The sequence below is a fragment of the Pseudomonas sp. GW822-FHT03F08 genome, from assembly GCF_058801265.1.
Genome location: NZ_JBXANC010000007.1, coordinates 148045 through 168943 on the forward strand (window position 1 = coordinate 148045; position 20899 = coordinate 168943).

At 60.1% G+C, this 20899-nt stretch carries 18 protein-coding genes and 2 tRNA genes; 4 read left to right on the forward strand and 16 right to left on the reverse strand.

Annotated features, from left to right (window positions below):
- Positions 1-274: 274 nt before the first annotated feature.
- Together AC1RME_RS18915 and AC1RME_RS18920 are read right to left on the reverse strand one after the other, a co-directional pair.
- Positions 275-351, reverse strand: a tRNA-Met gene (locus tag AC1RME_RS18915).
- A gap of 210 nt (positions 352-561) precedes the next feature.
- A tRNA-Met gene (locus AC1RME_RS18920) sits at positions 562-638 on the reverse strand.
- A gap of 280 nt (positions 639-918) precedes the next feature.
- On the opposite strand from AC1RME_RS18920, the gene dinB reads away from it, so the two are divergent.
- The gene (gene dinB / locus AC1RME_RS18925; RefSeq protein ID WP_096819554.1) at positions 919-1980 is read left to right on the forward strand and encodes a DNA polymerase IV; all 1062 of its coding nucleotides are present in this window, start codon (positions 919-921) and stop codon (positions 1978-1980) included.
- A 48-nt stretch (positions 1981-2028) separates the two neighbouring features.
- Here the strand turns inward: dinB and AC1RME_RS18930 are convergent, their stop codons facing one another.
- The 4 genes from AC1RME_RS18930 to AC1RME_RS18945 all read right to left on the reverse strand — a co-directional run bounded on the left by AC1RME_RS18930 (position 2029) and on the right by AC1RME_RS18945 (position 6817).
- A complete protein-coding gene (locus AC1RME_RS18930; RefSeq protein WP_096819553.1) occupies positions 2029-2982 on the reverse strand; it encodes a hypothetical protein in 954 nt (317 codons plus the stop codon).
- 17 nt (positions 2983-2999) lie between these two features.
- The gene (locus AC1RME_RS18935; RefSeq protein ID WP_096819552.1) at positions 3000-4715 is read right to left on the reverse strand and encodes a proline--tRNA ligase; all 1716 of its coding nucleotides are present in this window, start codon (positions 4713-4715) and stop codon (positions 3000-3002) included.
- 115 nt (positions 4716-4830) lie between these two features.
- Entirely contained in the window at positions 4831-6390 is a 1560-nt protein-coding gene (locus AC1RME_RS18940) for an AmpG family muropeptide MFS transporter (RefSeq protein ID WP_096819551.1), read from the reverse strand.
- 43 nt (positions 6391-6433) lie between these two features.
- Positions 6434-6817, reverse strand: a complete 384-nt coding sequence (locus tag AC1RME_RS18945) for an MGMT family protein (RefSeq protein WP_170929612.1) — start codon at positions 6815-6817, stop codon at positions 6434-6436.
- Positions 6818-6952: 135 nt separating this feature from the next.
- Between AC1RME_RS18945 and AC1RME_RS18950 the strand changes: the two genes are divergently transcribed.
- Positions 6953-7960 carry a DUF481 domain-containing protein gene (locus AC1RME_RS18950; protein ID WP_096819550.1) on the forward strand — a complete coding sequence of 336 codons (1008 nt, stop codon included), beginning with the start codon at positions 6953-6955 and terminating at the stop codon, positions 7958-7960.
- Positions 7961-8020: 60 nt separating this feature from the next.
- Here the strand turns inward: AC1RME_RS18950 and AC1RME_RS18955 are convergent, their stop codons facing one another.
- Together AC1RME_RS18955 and AC1RME_RS18960 are read right to left on the reverse strand one after the other, a co-directional pair.
- Complete coding sequence (locus AC1RME_RS18955; RefSeq protein WP_141401763.1) at positions 8021-9481, reverse strand: toxin-antitoxin system YwqK family antitoxin; 1461 nt, start codon at positions 9479-9481, stop codon at positions 8021-8023.
- A 131-nt stretch (positions 9482-9612) separates the two neighbouring features.
- The gene (locus tag AC1RME_RS18960; RefSeq protein ID WP_002554837.1) at positions 9613-9822 is read right to left on the reverse strand and encodes a cold-shock protein; all 210 of its coding nucleotides are present in this window, start codon (positions 9820-9822) and stop codon (positions 9613-9615) included.
- Between the two features lie 354 nt (positions 9823-10176).
- Here AC1RME_RS18960 and dcd point away from each other — a divergent pair, with 354 nt between their 5' ends.
- Positions 10177-10743, forward strand: coding sequence for a dCTP deaminase (gene dcd / locus AC1RME_RS18965; RefSeq protein ID WP_096819549.1), 567 nt, complete (start codon positions 10177-10179; stop codon positions 10741-10743).
- A gap of 106 nt (positions 10744-10849) precedes the next feature.
- On the forward strand, positions 10850-11059 hold the full coding sequence (locus AC1RME_RS18970; protein ID WP_096819548.1) for a hypothetical protein: 210 nt from the start codon (positions 10850-10852) through the stop codon (positions 11057-11059).
- Between the two features lie 98 nt (positions 11060-11157).
- On the opposite strand, the gene AC1RME_RS18975 is transcribed toward AC1RME_RS18970, so the two are convergent.
- The 8 genes from AC1RME_RS18975 to AC1RME_RS19010 form a co-directional block, all read right to left on the reverse strand.
- A complete protein-coding gene (locus tag AC1RME_RS18975; RefSeq protein WP_096819547.1) occupies positions 11158-11922 on the reverse strand; it encodes an ABC transporter ATP-binding protein in 765 nt (254 codons plus the stop codon).
- A 13-nt stretch (positions 11923-11935) separates the two neighbouring features.
- Positions 11936-13054, reverse strand: coding sequence for a succinylglutamate desuccinylase/aspartoacylase family protein (locus tag AC1RME_RS18980; RefSeq protein ID WP_096819546.1), 1119 nt, complete (start codon positions 13052-13054; stop codon positions 11936-11938).
- Positions 13055-13066: 12 nt separating this feature from the next.
- Complete coding sequence (locus AC1RME_RS18985) at positions 13067-13777, reverse strand: ABC transporter permease (protein ID WP_096819545.1); 711 nt, start codon at positions 13775-13777, stop codon at positions 13067-13069.
- Positions 13774-14502 (reverse strand): ABC transporter permease, encoded by a 729-nt coding sequence (locus AC1RME_RS18990; protein WP_096819544.1) that lies wholly within the window; start codon positions 14500-14502, stop codon positions 13774-13776. Before AC1RME_RS18990 ends, AC1RME_RS18985 begins: the two co-directional genes overlap by 4 nt.
- A 56-nt stretch (positions 14503-14558) precedes the next feature.
- A complete protein-coding gene (locus tag AC1RME_RS18995) occupies positions 14559-15341 on the reverse strand; it encodes a transporter substrate-binding domain-containing protein (RefSeq protein WP_096819543.1) in 783 nt (260 codons plus the stop codon).
- 219 nt (positions 15342-15560) lie between these two features.
- Positions 15561-17249, reverse strand: coding sequence for an ATP-dependent DNA ligase (locus AC1RME_RS19000; protein WP_096819542.1), 1689 nt, complete (start codon positions 17247-17249; stop codon positions 15561-15563).
- Positions 17246-18280 (reverse strand): ligase-associated DNA damage response exonuclease, encoded by a 1035-nt coding sequence (locus tag AC1RME_RS19005; protein WP_096819541.1) that lies wholly within the window; start codon positions 18278-18280, stop codon positions 17246-17248. Before AC1RME_RS19005 ends, AC1RME_RS19000 begins: the two co-directional genes overlap by 4 nt.
- A gap of 128 nt (positions 18281-18408) precedes the next feature.
- Complete coding sequence (locus tag AC1RME_RS19010; RefSeq protein WP_096819540.1) at positions 18409-20859, reverse strand: penicillin acylase family protein; 2451 nt, start codon at positions 20857-20859, stop codon at positions 18409-18411.
- Positions 20860-20899: the final 40 nt, after the last annotated feature.

Here is a 20899-nt window from a genome sequence, read left to right on the forward strand (position 1 = left end):
ACCTCTTGGATTGTGCGCGACAGGATGGGGGTATCCAGCCAAGTTACCAATCCCTGTAGAAAAAAATAATCACAAAATACTACGCCTCTCGTCGGGTATCGGCGAGGGCAGGTCTCGGATTGCAGACGTCTTGCCCGCGACTCAAGCATAGTCGCAACTCGGCGGGTCTGAAGATCCTGAGCGGTTCACTGCACAGTGACAGATCATTGTTGCGAAAGGACTTTTTCCACAGATACAAAAAAGGCCACTCTTTCGAGCAGCCTTTTTTGATGTTTGGTTGCGGGAGCCGGATTTGAACCGACGACCTTCGGGTTATGAGCCCGACGAGCTACCAGACTGCTCCATCCCGCGTCTGTGTGGCGGCATTCTACAGGCGAACGGCGGGGTGTCAACCGTTAATCCCGCGAAGGGTCAAATAAGCGTGAAATCGCGTCAATCCGTCGCAGGAGGGCGGTAAGTTTCGGAATTGCAAAGGATTCCTGTTTGGCCCGGAAGGTTGCCCGAATGAAAAACAGACGCGCACAAAAAAGGCCACTCTTTCGAGTAGCCTTTTTTGATGTTTGGTTGCGGGAGCCGGATTTGAACCGACGACCTTCGGGTTATGAGCCCGACGAGCTACCAGACTGCTCCATCCCGCGTCTGTGTGTCGGCATTCTACAGAGGAACGCCGGGGTGTCAACCTTCAATCCGGATAAAATCTGTTCTGGTTCAATTGGTTAGCGACTTTTTGGTAGGGCTGATGGGGCCGCGAGTCAGGCTGGGCAAGGGTTTCAGCTCTATTGGTAGGTTGATTTCGATTGAGAAAGTAAATTCAGAGGAAGTTTCCTACCGCTGGAAAAGAACCTTCATACTACTGGTGCTATATACAGGTGTCAGTGAGATACTGCCGATCCGGCTTGCCACGTTTCCTTTTCTGCCATGACTCAGCGAAAAATCATCCACGTCGACTGTGACTGTTTCTACGCCGCCATCGAGATGCGGGACGATCCGCGTCTGGCCGGCAAGCCGTTGGCGGTCGGTGGTTCGGCGGACCGACGCGGGGTGATCGCCACCTGCAACTATGAGGCGAGGGCTTACGGCGTTCGTTCGGCGATGTCTTCCGGGCATGCCTTGAAACTGTGCCCGGACCTGACCATCGTCAAGCCGCGGATGGATGCCTATCGCGAGGCGTCGAAGGAAATTCATACGATCTTTCGCGATTACACCGACCTGATCGAGCCGCTGTCGCTGGACGAGGCCTACCTGGATGTCTCGGACAGCGCGCATTTCGGTGGCAGCGCCACGCGAATCGCCCAGGACATTCGGCGCCGGGTTTCCAATCAATTGCACATCACGGTCTCGGCCGGCGTCGCGCCGAACAAGTTTCTGGCCAAGATCGCCAGTGACTGGAAAAAACCCAACGGCCTGTTTGTCATCACCCCGGACCAGGTCGAAGACTTCGTCAGCGGTCTGCCGGTGAGCAAGTTGCACGGTGTCGGCAAAGTCACCGCTGACAAGCTGGGCAAGCTCGGTATCAACGACTGTCTGCAATTGCGCGAGTGGGACAAGCTGGCGCTGGTGCGTGAATTCGGCAGTTTTGGCGAGCGGATGTGGAGCCTGGCGCGTGGGATAGATGACCGTCAGGTGCATAACGACAGTCGTCGTCAGTCGATCAGCGTCGAAAACACCTACGACGTGGACCTGCCGGATCTGCGCAGTTGCCTGGACAAGCTCCCTGAACTGCTGGAAACCCTGAAAACCCGTATGGCGCGGATCGACAGCAGTTACCGGCCGGGTAAGCCGTTCGTCAAAGTGAAGTTTCACGATTTCACCCAGACCACACTGGAACAGGCCGGGGCAGGGCGGGATCTGGGCAGTTACCAATTGATGCTGACGCAGGCGTTCAATCGCGGTGGCAAACCGGTGCGGCTGCTTGGGGTGGGCGTGCGGCTGGAGGATTTGCGCGGCGGCTTTGAACAAATGGAGTTGTTTGAGCGGTAGCGCGCATAAAAAAGCCCGAAACAGGTTCGGGCTCCTTTAAAGCGGCTTTCAGTTCGGACCTGGATCCGCCACCAGTCGCCCGGCATCCTTGGTCAGAGACTTGAGAAACTCAGCCTGCAACTCGGGATCGTTACGCGTCAGTTCGATCAGGCTTTGCTCCAGCTCACTGGCTTCTTCTTCAAGACCCAATTCCGACAGACGCTTGACCCGGTGAACCCACTGGCTCACTTCGTCGTCTTCCAGATCGTCGTAAATCAGCCCGTGTGCTTCCAGCAATTTGCCGCGCAGGTGACTGCTGATTGTCAGGGACGAGTCGGAATGCACGTCATCCTTGGCATCTTCGACGCTGATCTGCAGTTTGCCCACATGATTCAGATCGTTCTCGGCGAACGGACTGTCCAGCAGGTTCAGGCGCAACACACCGTTACGGTCGGTGGTCATGTCGAAGGTCTGCTTGCCGGCCTTGACCTGTACCGGGCGCTCGCTCCACGGCAGGCTCGAATACTCCATGCGCTTGTCGCGCTGGACTTCATCGATACCGGCCAGGTTCTGCTGTGCACGACCATGGGACTGCACGTTCATGAACGGATTGAGCCCGGCGAATCCGTAGCTCAGCCAGTCCTTGGTCACGCTGTCCGGCAGGGTGCCGAGGGCGAACACGTTGACCACATTCGCGCCGACACCGGCCACCACCGCCACTGCACCCAGCGGAATCTCGTAGATTTCGCGCCAGGGTTGGTAAGGCGTGTAGCGGTCATAACGACGGGTGACTTCGAACTCGGTGACTTCGAAGGTTTTCTGCTCGTTGATCTTCACGCGTCGTTGCGGCAGCTCGAGCACCTTAGGCTCACCGACATCGATCTGCAGGCTGTGATCGAGCAGCTTTCGCTCGACCCGCTCTTCGTGCTCGCTGCGCTGTGACATGTGATTGGCACAGCCGCTGACCAGCAGGGCGCCACACAAGGTGGCGCCTCCGAGGCCTAAGGTGTTTCGCTTGAACATGAGGTCTCTATCTGGTTTCAGCGGCGGATACGGGCCTGAAGGAAGGACAGTACGTCGGCAACCGGCAGCGCTTGCGCCTGGCCTTCGGTACGGCTCTTGTATTCCAGGTTGCCTTCGGCGAGACCGCGGTCGCTGACCACGATCCGGTGTGGAATGCCGATCAGCTCCATGTCCGCGAACTTGATGCCCGGGCTGGTCTTCTTGTCGCGATCGTCCAGCAGCACTTCGAAGCCGGCCGCGGTCAGTTCCGCGTACAGCTTGTCGGTGGCTTCGCGCACCTGCTCGGTTTCATAGCGCAGCGGTACCAGGGCGATCTGGAACGGCGCCAGGGTGTCGCTCCAGATGATGCCGTTTTCGTCGTTGTTCTGCTCGATGGCCGCCGCCACCACGCGGGACACGCCAATGCCGTAGCAGCCCATTTCCAGGGTCACAGGCTTGCCGTTCTCGCCCAGCACTTCGCACTTCATCGCCTTGCTGTACTTGTTGCCCAGCTGGAAGATGTGCCCGACTTCGATGCCGCGCGCGATGTCCAGAGTGCCCTTGCCGTCCGGGCTCGGGTCGCCGGCCACGACGTTACGCAGGTCGGCCACGGTCGGAACCGGCAGATCACGTTCCCAGTTCACGCCGAAGTAGTGCTTGTCGTCGATGTTGGCACCGATGCCGAAGTCGCTCATCAGCTCGACCGAACGGTCGATGATGATTGGCAGCGGCAGGTTCAGCGGGCCGAGAGAACCAGCGCCGGCGCCGATGGCGTCACGCAGTTCAGCATCGGACGCCATGACCAGCGGGCTGGCGACGCCAGGTTGCTGGGCAGCCTTGATTTCGTTGAGTTCGTGGTCGCCACGGATGACCAGGGCGATCAGCTTGCCTTCTTCTTCGGCGTGCACGATCAAGGTCTTGATGGTCTTTTCAATCGGCAGACTGAATTTCTCCACCAGGGCCGCGATGGTCTTGGTGTCCGGGGTATCAACCAGACGCAGTTCTTCGGCCGGCGCAGCGCGGGAAGTTTCACGCGGTACGGCTTCGGCTTTCTCGATGTTCGCGGCGTAGTCGGAGCCGTTGCTGAAGGCGATATCGTCTTCACCGGACTCGGCCAGTACGTGGAACTCGTGGGAGCCGGCGCCACCGATGGAGCCGTTGTCGGCTTCAACCGGGCGGAATTTCAGGCCAAGGCGTGTGAACACGTTGCAGTACGCTTCGTGCATGCGGTCATAAGTGACCTGCAGCGATGCCTGGTCGGCGTGGAACGAGTACGCGTCCTTCATGATGAATTCACGGCCGCGCATCAAGCCGAAGCGTGGGCGGATTTCGTCACGGAACTTGGTCTGGATCTGGTACAGGTTGATTGGCAACTGCTTGTAGCTGCTCAACTCGTTGCGCATCAGATCGGTGATCACTTCTTCGTGGGTCGGGCCCGCGCAGAAATCGCGACCGTGACGGTCTTTGAAACGCAGCAACTCAGGGCCGTATTCTTCCCAGCGACCCGATTCCTGCCACAGCTCGGCCGGTTGGGTGCTCGGCATCAACACTTCCAGAGAGCCGGCGGCGTTCATCTCTTCGCGAACGATGGCTTCTACCTTGCGCATAACCCGCAAGCCCATCGGCAGCCAGGTGTACAGGCCCGAGGCGAGTTTGCGGATCATGCCGGCGCGCAGCATCAGCTGATGGCTGATCACGACCGCGTCGGAAGGCGTTTCTTTCTGTGTGGCGAGCAAAAATTGACTGGTGCGCATGGTTGGCCGTTGTCGGTTGCTATGACTGGAAATGACGGAGCAGTGTACCGGCGAGAGCTGCCGACGTACAGAAGTGCAGGCCCGGCGGGAACCCTCCCGCCGGGTGCGAGATGTCTTACGATTCTTCGGCGACCGGCGTCGGCACGGGTTCCGGTGTCGGCGTCGGGCCTTCGCGGCGGCTCTCCTGGAACCAGTGCAAGGCGATCAACACGAGCGTCGGGACACCCAGTAGTGCGGTGATCATGAAGAAGTTGTGATAGCCGAACTTCTCCACCATCACCCCGGAGTAGCCGCCGATGAGGCGAGGCAGCAACAGCATGATCGAGCTGAGCAGGGCGTACTGGGTGGCGGAGAATTTCAGGTTGGTCAGGCTGGACAGGTAAGCGACGAACGCCGACGTGGCCATGCCCGAACTGAAGTTGTCGAGGGAGATGGTCACGATCAGCATCTTCAGGTTCGGGCCCATGTCGGCCAGCATCACGAACAACAGGTTGGTGCCTGCCGACGCCGCGCCGCCAATGAACAGGATCGGCAGGATGCCGAAGCGCACGATCAGCAGGCCACCCATGCCGGCGCCGACCAGCGTCATGATCAGGCCGAAGATCTTGCTGACGCTGGCGATCTGGTCCTTGGTGAAACCCTGATCGATATAGAACACGTTGGCCATGACGCCCATGACCGTATCCGACATCCGATAGGTGGCGATCAAGCCCAGCAACAGCAGGGCCTGCCAGCGGTAGCGCAGGATGAAGTCGTTGACCGGGGTCAGCACCGGCGCCAGGCCACGGCGACCCATGGTCGAAAGGCACAGGCCGGTCAGCAGGGTATAGAGGATGGCGCGCAGGAACGCTCGGTCTTCCAGCAGCAGGTCCAGCGGGCTCATGGTGCCGAACAGCACGCTGGCGAAATCGGTGTTGTAGAGCTGGGTGAACATGGCCGGTACGGAGACCAGCAGGACGATCAGCACGAACACCGACATCAGTTGATGCATGAAGGTATAGCGCCCGGCCTGCAACTGGGTGCGCAACGGCACGGGCGGCTCGCGCATCAGCAGTGTGGTGAGCAGGGCTGGGACCATCAATGCGCCGAACAGCACGTAGGTGCCGGTCCAGGCGGAATGCTGATAGTTGAACCCGGTGGAGCCGAAGCCCTCAGCGAAGAACAGGGCGCCGGCGGTCGCGAGCAGGGCAGCGACCCGATAGCCGGACATATAACTGGCGGCCAGTGCGGCCTGGCGGTTGTCTTCGGCGATTTCCAGGCGATAGGCGTCGACGGCGATGTCCTGGGTGGCGGAGGCGAAGGCGACGATCACGGCGATGGCGATCAGCCAGGACAGATGTTTCTGCGGGTCGCAGAAGCCCATGCCGATCAAGCCGAGGATCACCAGCGATTGCGAAAGCACCAGCCACGAACGGCGTCGACCCAGCTTGCCGAGCAACGGCAGGCGCCATTGATCGAGCAGCGGTGACCAGACCCATTTGAAGGCATAAGCCAGACCGATCAGACTGGCATAGCCGATCGTCTCACGGGCTACACCGGCTTCACGCAGCCAGACCGAAAGTGTCGAGAACACCAGCATGTACGGCAGGCCGGCGGCGAAACCCAGCAACAACAGCACGAGCGTCGAAGGACTGGCATAGGCGGCGAGCGCGGCGCGCCAGGTTTTACGGGGCATGGGCTGAAGTCTGCCTCAAGATTGCGAAAACAAAGCGCGCACTCTAACCGCTGTGCTCTACCGGACGCCAGCCATGACGCCGAATATCCACACGATTGTTCAGGATGGTAACGCCTTCCATACGCAATCGTGCCCGCTGCTCATCTCCGGAAGGGCTGCCCACCGGCAGGCTGATCCGACCGCCGGCACCGAGTACCCGGTGCCAGGGCAGCTTCGTGTCGCCGGGTAATTGGCTCAGGGTGCGGCCGACCCAGCGGGCGGCGCGCCCCAACCCGGCGAGTTCAGCCAACTGACCATAGCTGACGACCTTGCCCTCAGGTACCTGGGCAAGGGTCGAGTAGAGTGCCGTGCGTCGGATTTGCGGATCGTTTTCGCAGGCTTGTATCGGGTCTGTCACGTGCGCCGTTCCTGAACAGGGTCGATTCATGGGTTAAAGGTTAATCCGTCATCGGGCAATTGAGAAATGAACTCAACAGAAATAGCCGAGTCATTCCTTGTCAGGGGATTATTCCTACGGATAATGCCGACCCTTTTTTCGCAAACTTGAGCTCCCGATTCGCTTATGTTGTCCAGAACCCTGCTGTGCCTTGCTGTCTTCAGTGCGTCCACGCCCTTGCTTGCCGATACCGTCTGGTTGAAGAACGGTGACAAGCTGAGCGGCAAAATCACCCTGTTCGACGGCGGCAAGTTGCTGGTCCAGACCCAGTACGCCGGTGCGGTCACCATCGACTGGAAGCAGGTGAAGACGCTGGAAAGTGATCAGGAACTGCTGGTCAAGCAGGACGCCTACAACGGCGAGAAAGCCAAGTCGCTGACCGCCGCCGAAGACGGCAAGGTCACCCTGGCCAACGGTGAAGCGCCGAAAACCGTCGAGCTGGCGAGCATCCAGCAGATTCTCAAGCCCAAGCCCGTGGTCGAGGATCTCGTGTGGAAGGGCAATGTCGACCTGGCCCTGGATTATCAACGTGCTGAAAAAGACACCAATGACTACGACATCGGCTTCAAGACCTCGGCGCGCCATGGCCGTTGGCGTCATACCGCTGAGGGCGAGTACAACCGCGAAGTTCAGGATGAGGTGGTGACCACCAACAACTGGCGTGCCGAATACGCCCTGGACCGCTTCCTGACTGATAAGTGGTTCTGGCAGGGGCGCCTGAACTACAAACGCGATTACGTCGAAGAGCTGTCGCGCCAGCGGGTGGTCGGTACCGGTCCGGGCTACCAGTTCTGGGATGACGAGCTGGGGGCGTTCTCGCTCGGCTCGCTGCTCAACCGCACCGACTACGAGTACAGCGATGGCGGCAAGGACAACTTCTATTCTGTCGCGATGAAGTGGGACTACAACCGCTACCTGATCGGCAAGAAGGTTCAGTTCTTCACCACTGGCGAGATTGGCAAGCCACTGTCGGACGTCGCCAACTATGCCCTGGATTCGGAAGTGGGCCTGCGCTACAAGGTGACGGACTGGGCGTCGCTCAACCTCAAGGCCGAGCGTGACATCATCAGCGGTACCAAGGATGCTGATCTGAACAAGACCCGCTACACCGCCGGGTTTGGCGTGGCCTGGTAAGGCTGTACTCCGAGGTGGAAGCAAGCCCAGCAGCTTCAGAGTTGCAGGGCTTCTTTGTTTTTATTTCTTCGATTTATCTTCCTTGGCGGAAATGTAGGTACATTTTTCCAGCTTTTTGCCCATCAGGTATTGGCATTCGTAGCTCAGACTGCCGTTGTCTCTCCAGAAGTGGATCGGGCCATGTTCTTTTCCATCTACGTAGCCGGCAGACGACGCCATCTCACCGTTTTCGTGCCACGTAGCGGACGAGCCTTGAAGTTTGTCATCCTGATATTTTTGATGTTCTTTTAGCTGGCCAGATTCATACCACCGCTTGAAGTCCCCTTGCTTGCGGTTTTGTGCGTCCCACTGCCATTGCAGCGTTTGCACGCCTTGCTGAGTCCATTGCTCGTAGCTCAGTCGATTTCCATCTTTGTAGAACTCTTTTTCCTTTACTTTGCCGTCGATGAAATATGTGACCATCCAGCCAACTGGTTTGCCATTCACATCGTTTCGGGTGAACTGTTTTGTTCCATCTTCAAAATAGTAGGTGGTGGGGCCCTCTGATTTGCCGTTCACGAAAAGGGTGCTGTAGCGCAGCTTTCCGTTCGGGAAGTAACCGAGGCTAGGGCCGTCCCACACGTTGTTCCGGTAGCTCGTTCGGCCTATCAGGGCTCCATTTTCATCATATTTGGGGTACTCGCCATCTACTCGTTTGCCTAAATGCCATTTGTAGGACTCGGCAAGCTTGCCATTGTCATGGTAGATGGATTGAGTTCCTTCTAGCTCGTTGTTGAGGTAGTTCTCCCGCTTGATGACGGTGCCATTTTCGGCATACATCATCGCTTCTCCCTGAAGCTGGCCGCTGGCGTCGTTCCGGTAGCTTTTGCGCAGCTTGCCGTTTTGATAGTAGGACTTGTAGGTGTGGACTGGTTTTCCTGAAACGAAATCTTCGTTATCGACAAAGTAGTCGCTGCGCAGGGCCTGGCTGTCCTGATAGAAGATTTGCGCATTCCATGCTTGGAGTTTGCCGTCATAGGTCATCGGCATTTTGAGGTAGTACGACGCCCTGACTCTACCAACGGGAGCGAAGTGTTCGTCGAGATAAAGTTTGCCATCCACTAGGGGAGTCATGAGGTCGACGCATTCTTCAGAAGTACAGGGGCGTACCTTTTTGAAAAAGGCTCGCTTTCGCTCACACGCCGAAAGCGTCAGCAGGAGTGGGACTTTTTGGTCGATCAAGTCCTGAACTTCTCCGAGTGCGCGGCGAAACGATTCGTTGGGAATTCCTAATGACTCCGGCGTGAGGTAGACCTCATTGCTCCCGCATGAGTGAGGCGTTTCAAGGGTCAGTAGTGCGGCAGCTCTAAGCTGCATGGACGCGTGGCCATTTACCTCTGGACCTTTGGCCAGATAGGTTGCTCTAGGGTTCATCCCGACAATTACTGTGGGATGTTCAGGGGCCGGCTCTGCATCGGCGTTGAGTGGTGGCGTCAGTACCAGCAGTAGCGCGTTGAGCGCTTTCCAAGAAATGAACTGCATCCTGCTTCTTCCATGTGAATTCCAGGGCGCGGATCATATAGAGCTGAGGTGCAGGCAGGGGCGAACAAAACTTGCGGACACAAAAAAGCCCCGCTTTTAAGGGCGGGGCTTTTTACTAAAGAAGCTACAAGTTAGATAACTTGTACTTCTTCAGCTTGCATGCCTTTCTGACCGCGGGTAGCGATGAAAGAAACCTGTTGGCCTTCTTTCAGGCTTTTGAAGCCGTCGGATTGGATAGCTTTGAAGTGAACGAACAGGTCGTCACCGGATTGTGGAGTGATGAAGCCGAAGCCTTTTTCATCGTTGAACCACTTAACGGTACCGGTTTGGCGATTAGACATGGTGTAACTCCTTGAACAAAGATAACTGCGACACAGGAAGAACCCTGGCCGAGACTGAGTGCAAAGAGCAGGAAAAATTCTTGTAGATGGTTGGATCGAAATTCAACATATCGTGTAGAGATTCTCAGTGACACAAGCAGCACAGTGGCGCCACCTTAACCCTTTTTCCGGAACGTGCCAATGCTTCTTGCGAAGGTTTCTCTGTTTTAAGGATCGGCGGTGTGACGGTTCGTCGCCAGGCCGCGTATTTCCTGCACGTTCGGCGAGAATTGCAGCCCGGACTTTGAACCCGGCGGCGCGCCCGGTAAGATGCCGGACAGATTTTTTCCACCTCGCTATTCAGGACACCCCGCCATGAGCATCAAATCGGACAAGTGGATTCGCCGCATGGCGCAGGAACACGGCATGATCGAGCCGTTCGTCGAGCGCCAGGTGCGCGGCAGCGACGACAGCCGTGTGATCTCCTACGGTGTGTCGAGCTACGGCTACGATGTGCGTTGCACCAGTCATTTCAAGGTGTTCACCAACATCAATTCGGCCATCGTCGATCCGAAGAACTTCGACGCCGGCAGCTTCGTCGACGTTCACAGTGACGTCTGCATCATCCCGCCGAACTCCTTCGCCCTGGCCACGACCGTTGAATACTTCCGTATTCCGCGCAATGTCCTGACCATCTGCCTGGGCAAAAGCACCTACGCCCGTTGCGGCATCATCGTCAACGTCACCCCGCTCGAGCCTGAGTGGGAAGGCCAGGTGACCCTGGAGTTCTCGAACACCACCAACCTGCCGGCGAAGATCTACGCCAATGAAGGTGTGGCGCAGATGTTGTTCCTCGAATCCGACGAGGAATGCGAAGTCTCCTACAAGGACCGTGCCGGCAAGTACCAGGGCCAGCGTGGCGTGACCCTGCCGCGCACCTGAGCCGTCCATCCGGCAGTTACCGGGAATTCTTCGGCGGGTAGACACTCTATGGGGTGTACTGCCCGTTTCGCGAACAGCGCAACGGGCCTTCGCCGAGGAGTGCTCCATGAAGATCGATCCGCAAATCACTGCCGAACTGGCAAGGCTCGAGCCCAATCAGGTTGGCGTATTGGCCTGGTCGTTGTTGGCACACCCGCCCATCACCACGGCCGGCGGAATCCCTCACCAGCCTGATCCCGATACCCCCAACGAAGAGCCGACCGAACCCGGCGAGCCTACGTTGCCGGATAAACCGCCACCGGCGCCCGTTGCCTGATCCGTGAGTGAATGCATGGCCCGTCGGCTGATGTCCTGAAAGACTTCAGCCGACGGGCCATATTTCGTTATGGGGACCCTGCCGGCAGGGCAGCGGGCTTACTTGAGGTTGCCGCTGAGAAACTGCTTCAGGCGTTCGCTCTTCGGATTACCCAGCACTTCCTCCGGCGCGCCTTCTTCTTCCACCAGCCCTTGGTGCAGGAACAGCACCTGGCTCGACACCTTGCGCGCAAAACTCATCTCGTGGGTCACCATGATCATGGTCCGGCCTTCTTCGGCCAGGCCCTGAATCACCTTCAGCACTTCGCCGACCAGTTCCGGGTCGAGTGCCGAGGTCGGCTCGTCGAACAGCATGACTTCCGGCTCCATCGCCAACGCGCGGGCAATGGCCACCCGTTGCTGCTGGCCGCCGGACAGGAAGGCCGGGTACTGATCGGCCACCCGTGCCGGCAAGCCAACCTTGTCCAGATAACGACGGGCGCGGTCGTCGGCCTCCTGTTTGCTGCAGCCCAGCACCCGGCGCGGGGCCATGGTGATGTTCTCCAGCACGGTCATGTGGCTCCACAGGTTGAAGTGCTGGAACACCATCGCCAGCCGCGTGCGCAGGCGTTGCAGTTCATTGGCGTCGGCGACGTGCATGCCGTGGCGGTCGGTGACCATGCGGATCGCCTGGCCGTCGAGGCTCATCGCGCCGTCGTTGGGTTGTTCGAGAAAGTTGATGCAGCGCAAAAAGGTGCTTTTGCCCGAGCCGCTGGCGCCGATCAGACTGATCACGTCACCGGTCTTGGCCTTGAGCGAAACGCCTTTGAGCACCTGATGGTCGCCATAGCTTTTGTGCAGGCCTTCTACGGTCAGTTTGTACATGGGACAGGCATCCTCAAGGCGAAAGTAAGTAGCCGCTGCGATAGGCTTCGGCGCCCGCGACGTGGGCGATCACCATGCCGGCCGTCGCCATGCGCCGCAGCGAGCGGGCATAGAGCAGACCGGAAGCGGTGCAATGGACTGGCGTGACCCGGTCGGTGATCGGGTCAATGATTTCGGCGATTTTCTGCCCGGCTTCCAGGTACTGGCCGGGCGTGGCTGTGTACACCAATAGCCCGCCGAACGGTGTCACGACCGGCTCTACACCCGCCAGCGGCGTGGCGGGGAGCGGCAGATCCGGCAGGGGTTTCGGCTCGCCGGCGATGGCGCCGAAGTGAATCAGGTAATCGAGCAAGGCTTCACAGTCACGGCTGGCCAGCGGATGGGTGACGTCGCCCTGGCCGCGAAGTTCGACGGTGACCGAGAAACTGCCCAGCGGAATCTCGAAGTGTTCGCCGAAGCGCTCCTTCAATTGCCACCACAGCAAGGTGAAGCACTCATCGAACGACTGGCCGCCGGAGTCGGTCGCCAGCAGGCTCGCCCGGGACTCGATGTAGCGCGCCAGCGGCTCGACCTGCGGCCAGGCCTCGGGCGTGGTGTAAAGGTGGACGACGGATTCGAAATCGCAGTGCAGGTCCAGCACCATGTCCGCGTCACAGGCCAGCCGTTGCAGGGTCAGGCGCTGGGATTGCAGCTGAGTCGTGGCGGTGTGCCGGGCGAGGGCGTTGCGCAGGCTGGTGCGGATCAGTTCCAGGTTGCGCTGCGGGTCGTCGCAGAGCTGCGATTCGATCTCGTTGCCGATTTCTTCGCTGAGGTCGACGAACCAGCGGTTGAAGTTCTGCCCGCTCTCCAGCTCGTAACGGCCCAGTGGCACGTCCATCAGCACCTGTTCGAGGCCGACCGGGTTGGCCACCGGCACCAGCACGATTTCGCTGCGCAGGCGGCCAGCGGCTTCCAGCTCCGCCAGGCGCTGCTTGAGGTGCCAGGCCACGAGCATGCCGGGCAGTTCGTCGGCGTGCAGCGAGGACTGGATGTAGATCTTGCCTTTGGCCTTGTCCGGGCCGAAGTGAAAGCTGTGGATCTGTCGTGCGGTCCCCGGCAGCGGGGCCAGCAGGTCATGTATCTGGTGGCGCATTGCAGAGAGGTCCTAGTGAGTCGGCCCGAGGAAGGCCAGCCATCGGCGTTCGGCGAGGCGGAATAGGCCGACCAGCGCAAAGGTGATGGTCAGGTAGATCAGCGCGGCGATGCCGAACGACTGGAACGTCAGGAAGGTCGCCGAGTTGGCGTCCCGCGCGACTTTCAGGATGTCCGGGATGGTCGCGGTGAAGGCCACGGTGGTCGAGTGCAGCATCAGGATCACTTCGTTGCTGTAGTACGGCAACGAGCGACGCAGCGCCGACGGCATGATCACATAGGCGTACAGCTTCCAGCCGGTCAGGCCGTAGGCCTTGGCCGCTTCGACTTCGCCGTGGTTCATGCTGCGGATCGCCCCGGCGAAGATCTCCGTGGTGTAGGCGCAGGTGTTGAGGGCAAAGGCGAGGATCGTGCAGTTCATCGCATCGCGAAAGAAACTGTCGAGCAGCGGCTGGGCGCGCACGGCGGCCAGGCTGTAGATGCCGGTGTAGCAGATCAGCAGCTGGATATAGAGCGGCGTGCCACGGAACAGGTAGGTGTAGAACTGCACCGGCCAGCGGATGTAGAAGTGCGACGAGACACGGGCGATCGACAGCGGAATCGACACGATGAAACCGAAGAAGATCGAAGCGCTGAGCAGCCACATCGTCATCGCCAGCCCGGTGATGTTCTGGCCGTCGGTATAAAGGAAGGCTTTCCAGTAGTCCTGCAGGAGTTCGATCATCGTACGGCCTCCCGGGCACCGGCGGCGTAGCGGCGTTCGAGCCAGCGCAGGATGACGTTGGAAACACTGGTGATCAGCAGGTAGATCAAGGCGGCGAGTACCAGAAAGAAGAACAGTTGATAGCTGCTTTTACCGGCGTCCTGGGCAGCCTTGACCAGATCGGCCAGGCCGATGATCGAGACCAGCGCGGTGGCCTTGAGCATCACCATCCAGTTGTTGCCGATGCCGGGCAGGGCGAAACGCATCATTTGCGGGAACACCACGTAGCGAAAACGCTGTCCGCGCTTGAGCCCGTACGCAGTGGCGGCTTCAACCTGGCCACGCGGTACGGCGAGGATCGCGCCACGGAAGGTTTCGGTGAAATACGCACCGTAGATAAAGCCCAGGGTCAGGACCCCGGCGCTGAACGGATTGATTTCGATGTATTCCCATTCCATGTAGTCGGTGAGCGTCGTCAGCCAGGTTTGCAGGCTGTAGAAGATCAACAACATCAGCACCAGATCCGGCACCCCGCGAATCAGCGTGGTGTAAAGCTGGGCGGGCAGGCGCAGCAGTTTGACTTTTGACAGCTTGGCACTGGCGCCGAGCAGGCCGAGCAACACGGCCACCAACAGCGACAACGCCGATAATTTGATAGTCATCCAGGTGCCTTCCAACAGCAAAGGACCGAAGCCCTTGAGGCTGAAGGCGGAGAGCCCCAGATTTTGTAAGAGGTTTTCGAACATAAATCAGCAACCTGACTGAATGAAAAAGGCGCCCATCGAGGATGGGCGCCGGGGCATTATTTGCCGCTGTACAGATTCAGATCGCCAAAGTGTTTCTTTTGAATCTCGGCGTATTTGCCGTCGTCGTGTAACGCTTTGATACCTTTATCCAAAAGCGCTTTCAGCTCGGTGTTACCTTTCTTAATACCGACAGCGGTTTTGGCTGGCAGCAACGGTGCGTCAACCGGCTCGCTGACTGCGTATTCGGCGCCCTGTGGCGACTTCAGAAAGCCCAGTTCGGCCTGCAGCATGTCCTGAATGCCCGCATCGAGACGGCCGGAAGTCAGGTCGGAATACACCTGATCCTGGTTGGCGTAGGCCTGGGTTTTCACGCCGGCCTTGTCCAGCACGGCTTTGGCATAGGCTTCCTGAATGGTGCCTTGCTCGTAGCCGACGGTTTTGCCTTTCAGGGAGGCCACGTCGTTGGTGATGCCCGAACCTTTCTTCGACACATACGCAGTCGGGCCGGAGAACAGCTCGCTGGAGAAGTCGATGACTTTTTCGCGGGCTTCGGTGACGGTCATCGACGAGATCACACCGTCGAATTTATTGGCCTTGAGGCCCGGAATCATGCCGTCGAAGTCGCTTTCGACCCATTTGCACTTGACCTTCAGCTCGGCGCAGATCGCGTTGCCCAGGTCGATGTCAAAGCCCACCAGACTGCCATCGGCCGCTTTCGACTCGAACGGTGCGTAGGAAGGGTCAACGCCAAAACGCAGCTCTTTGTATTCCTTGGCCAGTGCGGAACCGGCGGCCATGCACAACGCCAGTGCAGAAAGGGTCAGCAATGCTTTTTTCATTATTCAATCCCTAAGAACCAATATGAGCGCTTGTGGCGCAGAATTATTGTTACTGGAACGCTTACGACTTATAGAAAGTAGCAATTTCCGAACCAGAGTCCCGAACAAGTGTTTTAAAAGGTGTAGGAAGTGAGGGCGCAGCCGCAACAGTGCCCGAAAACGGGCACCGAAAAAGCGTTGCACCTTTTAAGCGCAGGAAGGGCTTTTACGGGACAGGAATCAGACCAGCAGATCCTGCAAGGTCGCCAGACTGTCCGCTTCGTCGACGGTCTTGTCCTGGCGCCAGCGCAGCATGCGCGGAAAGCGCACGGCGATGCCGCTCTTGTGCCGGCGCGACAGGGCGATGCCTTCGAAACCCAGCTCGAAGACCAGGCTGGGCGTCACGCTGCTGACCGGGCCGAATTTTTCCACGGTGGTCTTGCGCACGATGCTGTCGACTTCGCGCATTTCCGCGTCCGAGAGCCCGGAATAGGCCTTGGCGAAGGGCACCAGTGCGCGCGGGCTGGCGCCGGGCGGGCCGTCCCATACCGCGAAGGTGTAATCGCTGTACAGGCTGGCGCGCCGGCCATGCCCGCGCTGGGCGTAGATCAGCACCGCGTCGACACTGAACGGGTCGACTTTCCATTTCCACCAAACGCCCATGTCCTTGGTGCGACCGACGCCGTACATCGCGTCCCGGGCCTTGAGCATCATGCCCTCGACGCCCAGTCGCCGGGAGGCTTCGCGTTGACGGGCGAGGTCGAACCAGTCGCTGCCGGTCAGCACCGGGGAGGGCAGCAGCACCGGGTTGTTGCACTGCGCGATGACGTGCTCCAGTTGCTCGCGGCGTCGGGATTGCGGTTGGTTGCGCCAGTCTTCGCCCTGCCATTCCAGCAAGTCGTAGGCGAGGACGACCACAGGCACGTCTTCGAGGATTTTCCTGTCCAGGGTCTTGCGGCCGATCCGTTGCTGGAGCAGGGCAAAGGGTTGCACCGCCGGTGGCGCTGTCGATTGCGGGTCGAAGGCGTCTTCGGTGGTGGGATGCGGGTTTTTCCAGACCACGATTTCGCCGTCGATCACCGTGCCGTCGGGCAAACCGTGGACAAGGGTGTCGAGTTCGGGGAAGCGCTCGGTTACCAGTTCTTCGCCACGGGACCAGATCCACAGGCGTCCATCACGCTTGACCACTTGCGCGCGGATGCCGTCCCACTTCCATTCAACTTGCCAGTTGCTGGCCGGGCCGAGCAGGGCTTCGAACTGTTCGACCGGTTGTGACAGACCGTGGGCGAGAAAGAACGGATAAGGCTGACCGCCGCGTTGGGCGTGCTCGGTGCTGGATTCGGGGGCGATCAGTTTCAGATAACTGGCGGCGTTCGGCCGGTTGGACAGATCGGTGTAACCCACCAATCGTTGCGCTACGCGTTTGCTGTCCAGTCCGGCCATCGACGCGAGGGCGCGGGTCACCAGCAGTTTGGACACGCCGACCCGAAAACTGCCGGTGATCAGTTTGATGCACAGCATCAGGCTCGGCCGGTCGAGTTGCGCCCACAGTGCCGGCAACTGTCGGGCCAGGTACTCCGGAGTTTCACCCCGTAGCGGCAGCAGTTTCTGTTCGATCCATTCGGCGAGACCGGCCTCGGAGGTGTGCGGATTTTCCGGCAGTACCAGCGAGATGGTTTCCGCCAGATCGCCGACGGCTTGATAGCTCTCTTCGAACAGCCACGGCTCGAGCCCGGACACCTCGACCGCCAGATCACGCAGGATTCGCACCGGGATCAGTTGCCGTGGTCGTCCGCCCGACAGAAAGTACACCGCCCAGGCCGCATCCTCCGGTGCCGCCGTGGCGAAGAAGGTCTGCATGGCCGCGAGTTTCGCCTTGCTGGAGGTGGTGGCATCGAGTTCGGCGTACAACCCGGCGAAGTCTTTCATGGTTGCACCTCGGCAACGTCGGGTTCGACGGCGATGTTGTCTTGTTCGTCGTCACCGTATTCGGTGTTGAAGCCTTGGGCGTCCAGCCCTTGTTCGCGCAGGTGGCGGACCAGCACGCCGATCGATCCGTGGGTGACCATCACCCGTTCGGCGCCGGTCTGTTCGATGGCCCACAACAGGCCGGGCCAGTCGGCGTGATCCGAGAGCACGAAACCGCGATCCACGCCGCGCCGCCGACGGGTGCCGCGCAGGCGCATCCAGCCGCTGGCGAAACTGTCGCTGTAGTCGCCGAAACGTCGCATCCAGCTGCTGCCACCGGCCGAGGGCGGGGCGATGACCAGCGCCTGACGCAGCAACGGATCGTTTTTCTTCACGTCGCCGGCGTAGATCGTCGGTGGCAGATACACACCCGCCTCGCGATAGACCCGGTTCAGCGGTTCCACCGCGCCGTGGCTGAGGATCGGGCCGAGGGTTTCGTCGATGCCGTGCAGGATTCGCTGGGCCTTGCCGAAGGAATAGCAGAACAGCACGCTGGTCTTGCCGGCCTCGATATTCGCCTGCCACCACTGGTTTATTTCGCCAAACACCTGTGCCTGCGGCTGCCAGCGGTAGATCGGCAGGCCGAAGGTCGATTCGGTGATGAAGGTGTGGCAGCGCACTGGCTCGAAGGGCGCACAGGTGCCGTCGGGCTCGATCTTGTAGTCGCCGGACGCGACCCAGACTTCACCGCCGTATTCCAGACGTACCTGAGCCGAACCCAGAACGTGCCCGGCGGGGTGAAAACTCAAGGTGACACCGTGGTGAGTCAGGCGCTGGCCGTACTCGAGCGTTTGCAGGTTGATGTCCTGACCCAGTCGCGCGCGCAGAACCCCTTCGCTGGCGCTGGCGGCCAGATAGTGGGCGTTGCCGGTGCGGGCATGATCGCCGTGGGCATGAGTGATCACCGCGCGTTCGACCGGGCGCCACGGATCAATGTAGAAATCCCCGGCGGGGCAGTACAGGCCTTCGGGGCGGGCGATAACAAGGTCCATGGCGTTACCGGAATGGAGGGACTTGTTAGCTATGAGGTTTGCGTGAAGTCAGAAGTTCGATTGTTTTTTCGGGTCATCACAAAACCCTTGTGGGAGCCAGAAGACTGGTTCCCACAAGGGGATCGCGCTTACTTGCCGGGAGTGAGGGTCAACCGCGTCTTGCCATACACCCGATCAAAGTTCTGCGGCTGCATCGGCAGGCCGATGTACTGGCCCTTGAGCCACGGATCGATGCCGTTCAGGTAGTTCGGGCTCACCGGGTTACCCGATTGCCCCGTGCCGTTCTGGCCCATCAGCGGTTCGCTCTGACCGAAGTCGACGATAAAGCGCATCGATGGCGCACGGGTGGTGTTGAAGTCCTGACCCCAGGCAAACGCCGCCGTATTCAGCGTCGTGTGATCGCCACCCGCCGCGAGCGGGCCACGAACGGTCTGGCTGTTGGCATTCTTCCACTCGTAGCGGTGCAGTTTGCCCCACTGCCAGGCTTTGTGATCGCCACCCAACTGACTGTCGCCGGCGCTGATCGCCGCTGCCAGACTGCGGGCGAGGATGGCCGGTTTGTCTTCTTTTTGCGGCGTGCGGGCGTCGTCCCAGAACGGACTGTCTTCGCGGCCCAGCAGGTGGTCGGCCTGGGCGGCGTAGGACAGATCGCCATTGGCGATAAACGCTTTCCACGCCGGGCTGCTTTGCGGGCCAAGCTCGTCGAGGAAGATCTGCTTCATGCTTTCCTGCAGGAACAGCTCGTAGATCGCCGCGTCAGCGGAAGTCGGGCTGAGCTTGCCGTCGAACGCCATCAGACGGGTGAAGGCCTCGCGGGCCTTGCTGCGGTCCGCTTCCGGCAGAGCGTCGATCGCCTGTTTCAGCGGCTGCGCCATGCCCGGGGCTTCGAACATCTTCTTCAGCTTGGTGGCGAAGGTGGTGGTCTGGTCGTACTGCATGGCGATCATGCTGCGACCGTCATGCTTGGCGCCGCCGGCCAGTTCGGCGAGGCGCTCGCCACGTTCCGGCGCTGCCCAGGAGTTGGACAGTTGCATGCCGTAGCCGTGAGGAATGACGCGCTGGTTGGCGGTGCCGAGCCAGCCCTGGCTCGGGTCCTGATCGTACGGGTGCAGCATCGGGTCGGCGTAACCGTCCCAGTCGTAGCGACCTTCCCAGCCCGGCGATGGCAGCAGGCCTTCGCCTTCGCGGCGGTTCGGGAAACGTCCGGTGACTTGCCAGCCAATGTTGCTGGCATCGGCAAACACCAGGTTCAGCGCGATGGCGCGGATTTCCCGGCTCGCGTCGGAGGCGCGTTCAACGGTCTGCGCGCGGCTCAGATCGAAAAACGCATCGAGGGATTTGTCATCGGTGAAGCTCGGGGTCTGTAAGGCCAGGCCGAAACCTGCGCCTTGAGCCGCGGCCTGGGCACTGTTGAGCAGCGCGCCGTGGCGGGTTTCGTATACCGCTTCGCGAATCGGCCGCTGGCCTTTGACGAAATAGGTTTCGTTGCGCACGCCCAGTGGCTGCCATTTGCCGTTGACCTCGTAGGTCAGGCTGCTGCCCTGGCGACGGATTTTTTCCAAGAACAGGTCCTGGTTGTCACCGAACACGCTGGTCAGGCTCCACGCCACTTTGCCGTTGAATCCGCCCAGCACCATCGGCAGACCGGCGACGGTCACGCCGGCGGCCTGATATTTCGGTGCGTGAATCTGCACAAAACTCCACAGCGACGGCGCGGCCAGCGGCCCATGACTGTCGCTGGCCAGCAGGCTCTTGCCGCTGCGGCTGCGTTGCGGGGCAATCGCCCAGTTGTTCGAAGTGCTGGCGCCGAGCAGGTTCATCGCCGCCAGTTGTTCGCTGGCGTTGCTCAGTTCGCTCAGGCCGGGAATCTGCCCGTTGAGCTTGATGCCTTGCAACTTGTCGGCTTCGGCCACCGGCAGGTTTTCGTCAGGGGCGGACGGATTCAGCCAGGCGAGTTTGTCGGTGGTGACGGTCTGCGCCAGCACCAGCGAAGCAATTTCTTCCGGCAGGTTGGCCGACTGGCTGAAGTTCAACAGGCAGAAAATCAGCGCCGAGTCTTCCGGTTTCCAGTACTCAGGCTTGTAGCCACTGGAGGCCAGGTCCCCCGGCAACTTGTCGGCGTAGCGGAACAGGTAGGCGTTGACGCCCCGCGCATAGACCTCGAAGAAGCGCTTGAGCCGTGGCGACGAAGCCTTGTACAGCTCGCCGGCGCTTTTCTTCAGGTTGACGGCGCGCATGTAGCGGTCGGCGTCGAGCATCGACGCGCCGGACATTTCCGCCAGACGACCCTGGGCCAGCAGGCGCAGGGTGACCATTTGATTGATGCGGTCGCTGGCGTGCACATAGCCGAGGGCGAACAGCGCGTCATGGAAGCTGTTGCTTTCGATCAGCGGCATGCCCATGGCATTGCGGCGTACCGAAACGTTCTGCGCCAGGCCCTTGAGCGGCTGCACGCCGGAGGTGGGCGGGAGGGTGTCCTGAGCGTTCCAGGTCTGGCAACCGGAGAGGCTCAAGACACCGGTCACTGCTGCGGCAACGCCGAACCGGGGAAGAAAATGTGAAAGGGCTGGCGAGGCCATGGCAAAGCTCCTGCGGGGGTGTAGAGGCTGGGGGCGCAAT

Bases quoted from the DNA above. Each gene is read 5' to 3' on its own strand.
- dinB (WP_096819554.1), top strand. From the start codon at position 919: ATGACTCAGCGAAAAATCATCCACGTCGACTGTGACTGTTTCTACGCC.
- AC1RME_RS18930 (WP_096819553.1), bottom strand. From the start codon at position 2,982: ATGTTCAAGCGAAACACCTTAGGCCTCGGAGGCGCCACCTTGTGTGGC.
- AC1RME_RS18935 (WP_096819552.1), bottom strand. From the start codon at position 4,715: ATGCGCACCAGTCAATTTTTGCTCGCCACACAGAAAGAAACGCCTTCC.
- AC1RME_RS18940 (WP_096819551.1), bottom strand. From the start codon at position 6,390: ATGCCCCGTAAAACCTGGCGCGCCGCGCTCGCCGCCTATGCCAGTCCT.
- AC1RME_RS18945 (WP_170929612.1), bottom strand. From the start codon at position 6,817: ATGAATCGACCCTGTTCAGGAACGGCGCACGTGACAGACCCGATACAA.
- AC1RME_RS18950 (WP_096819550.1), top strand. From the start codon at position 6,953: ATGTTGTCCAGAACCCTGCTGTGCCTTGCTGTCTTCAGTGCGTCCACG.
- AC1RME_RS18955 (WP_141401763.1), bottom strand. From the start codon at position 9,481: ATGCAGTTCATTTCTTGGAAAGCGCTCAACGCGCTACTGCTGGTACTG.
- AC1RME_RS18960 (WP_002554837.1), bottom strand. From the start codon at position 9,822: ATGTCTAATCGCCAAACCGGTACCGTTAAGTGGTTCAACGATGAAAAA.
- dcd (WP_096819549.1), top strand. From the start codon at position 10,177: ATGAGCATCAAATCGGACAAGTGGATTCGCCGCATGGCGCAGGAACAC.
- AC1RME_RS18970 (WP_096819548.1), top strand. From the start codon at position 10,850: ATGAAGATCGATCCGCAAATCACTGCCGAACTGGCAAGGCTCGAGCCC.
- AC1RME_RS18975 (WP_096819547.1), bottom strand. From the start codon at position 11,922: ATGTACAAACTGACCGTAGAAGGCCTGCACAAAAGCTATGGCGACCAT.
- AC1RME_RS18980 (WP_096819546.1), bottom strand. From the start codon at position 13,054: ATGCGCCACCAGATACATGACCTGCTGGCCCCGCTGCCGGGGACCGCA.
- AC1RME_RS18985 (WP_096819545.1), bottom strand. From the start codon at position 13,777: ATGATCGAACTCCTGCAGGACTACTGGAAAGCCTTCCTTTATACCGAC.
- AC1RME_RS18990 (WP_096819544.1), bottom strand. From the start codon at position 14,502: ATGTTCGAAAACCTCTTACAAAATCTGGGGCTCTCCGCCTTCAGCCTC.
- AC1RME_RS18995 (WP_096819543.1), bottom strand. From the start codon at position 15,341: ATGAAAAAAGCATTGCTGACCCTTTCTGCACTGGCGTTGTGCATGGCC.
- AC1RME_RS19000 (WP_096819542.1), bottom strand. From the start codon at position 17,249: ATGAAAGACTTCGCCGGGTTGTACGCCGAACTCGATGCCACCACCTCC.
- AC1RME_RS19005 (WP_096819541.1), bottom strand. From the start codon at position 18,280: ATGGACCTTGTTATCGCCCGCCCCGAAGGCCTGTACTGCCCCGCCGGG.
- AC1RME_RS19010 (WP_096819540.1), bottom strand. From the start codon at position 20,859: ATGGCCTCGCCAGCCCTTTCACATTTTCTTCCCCGGTTCGGCGTTGCC.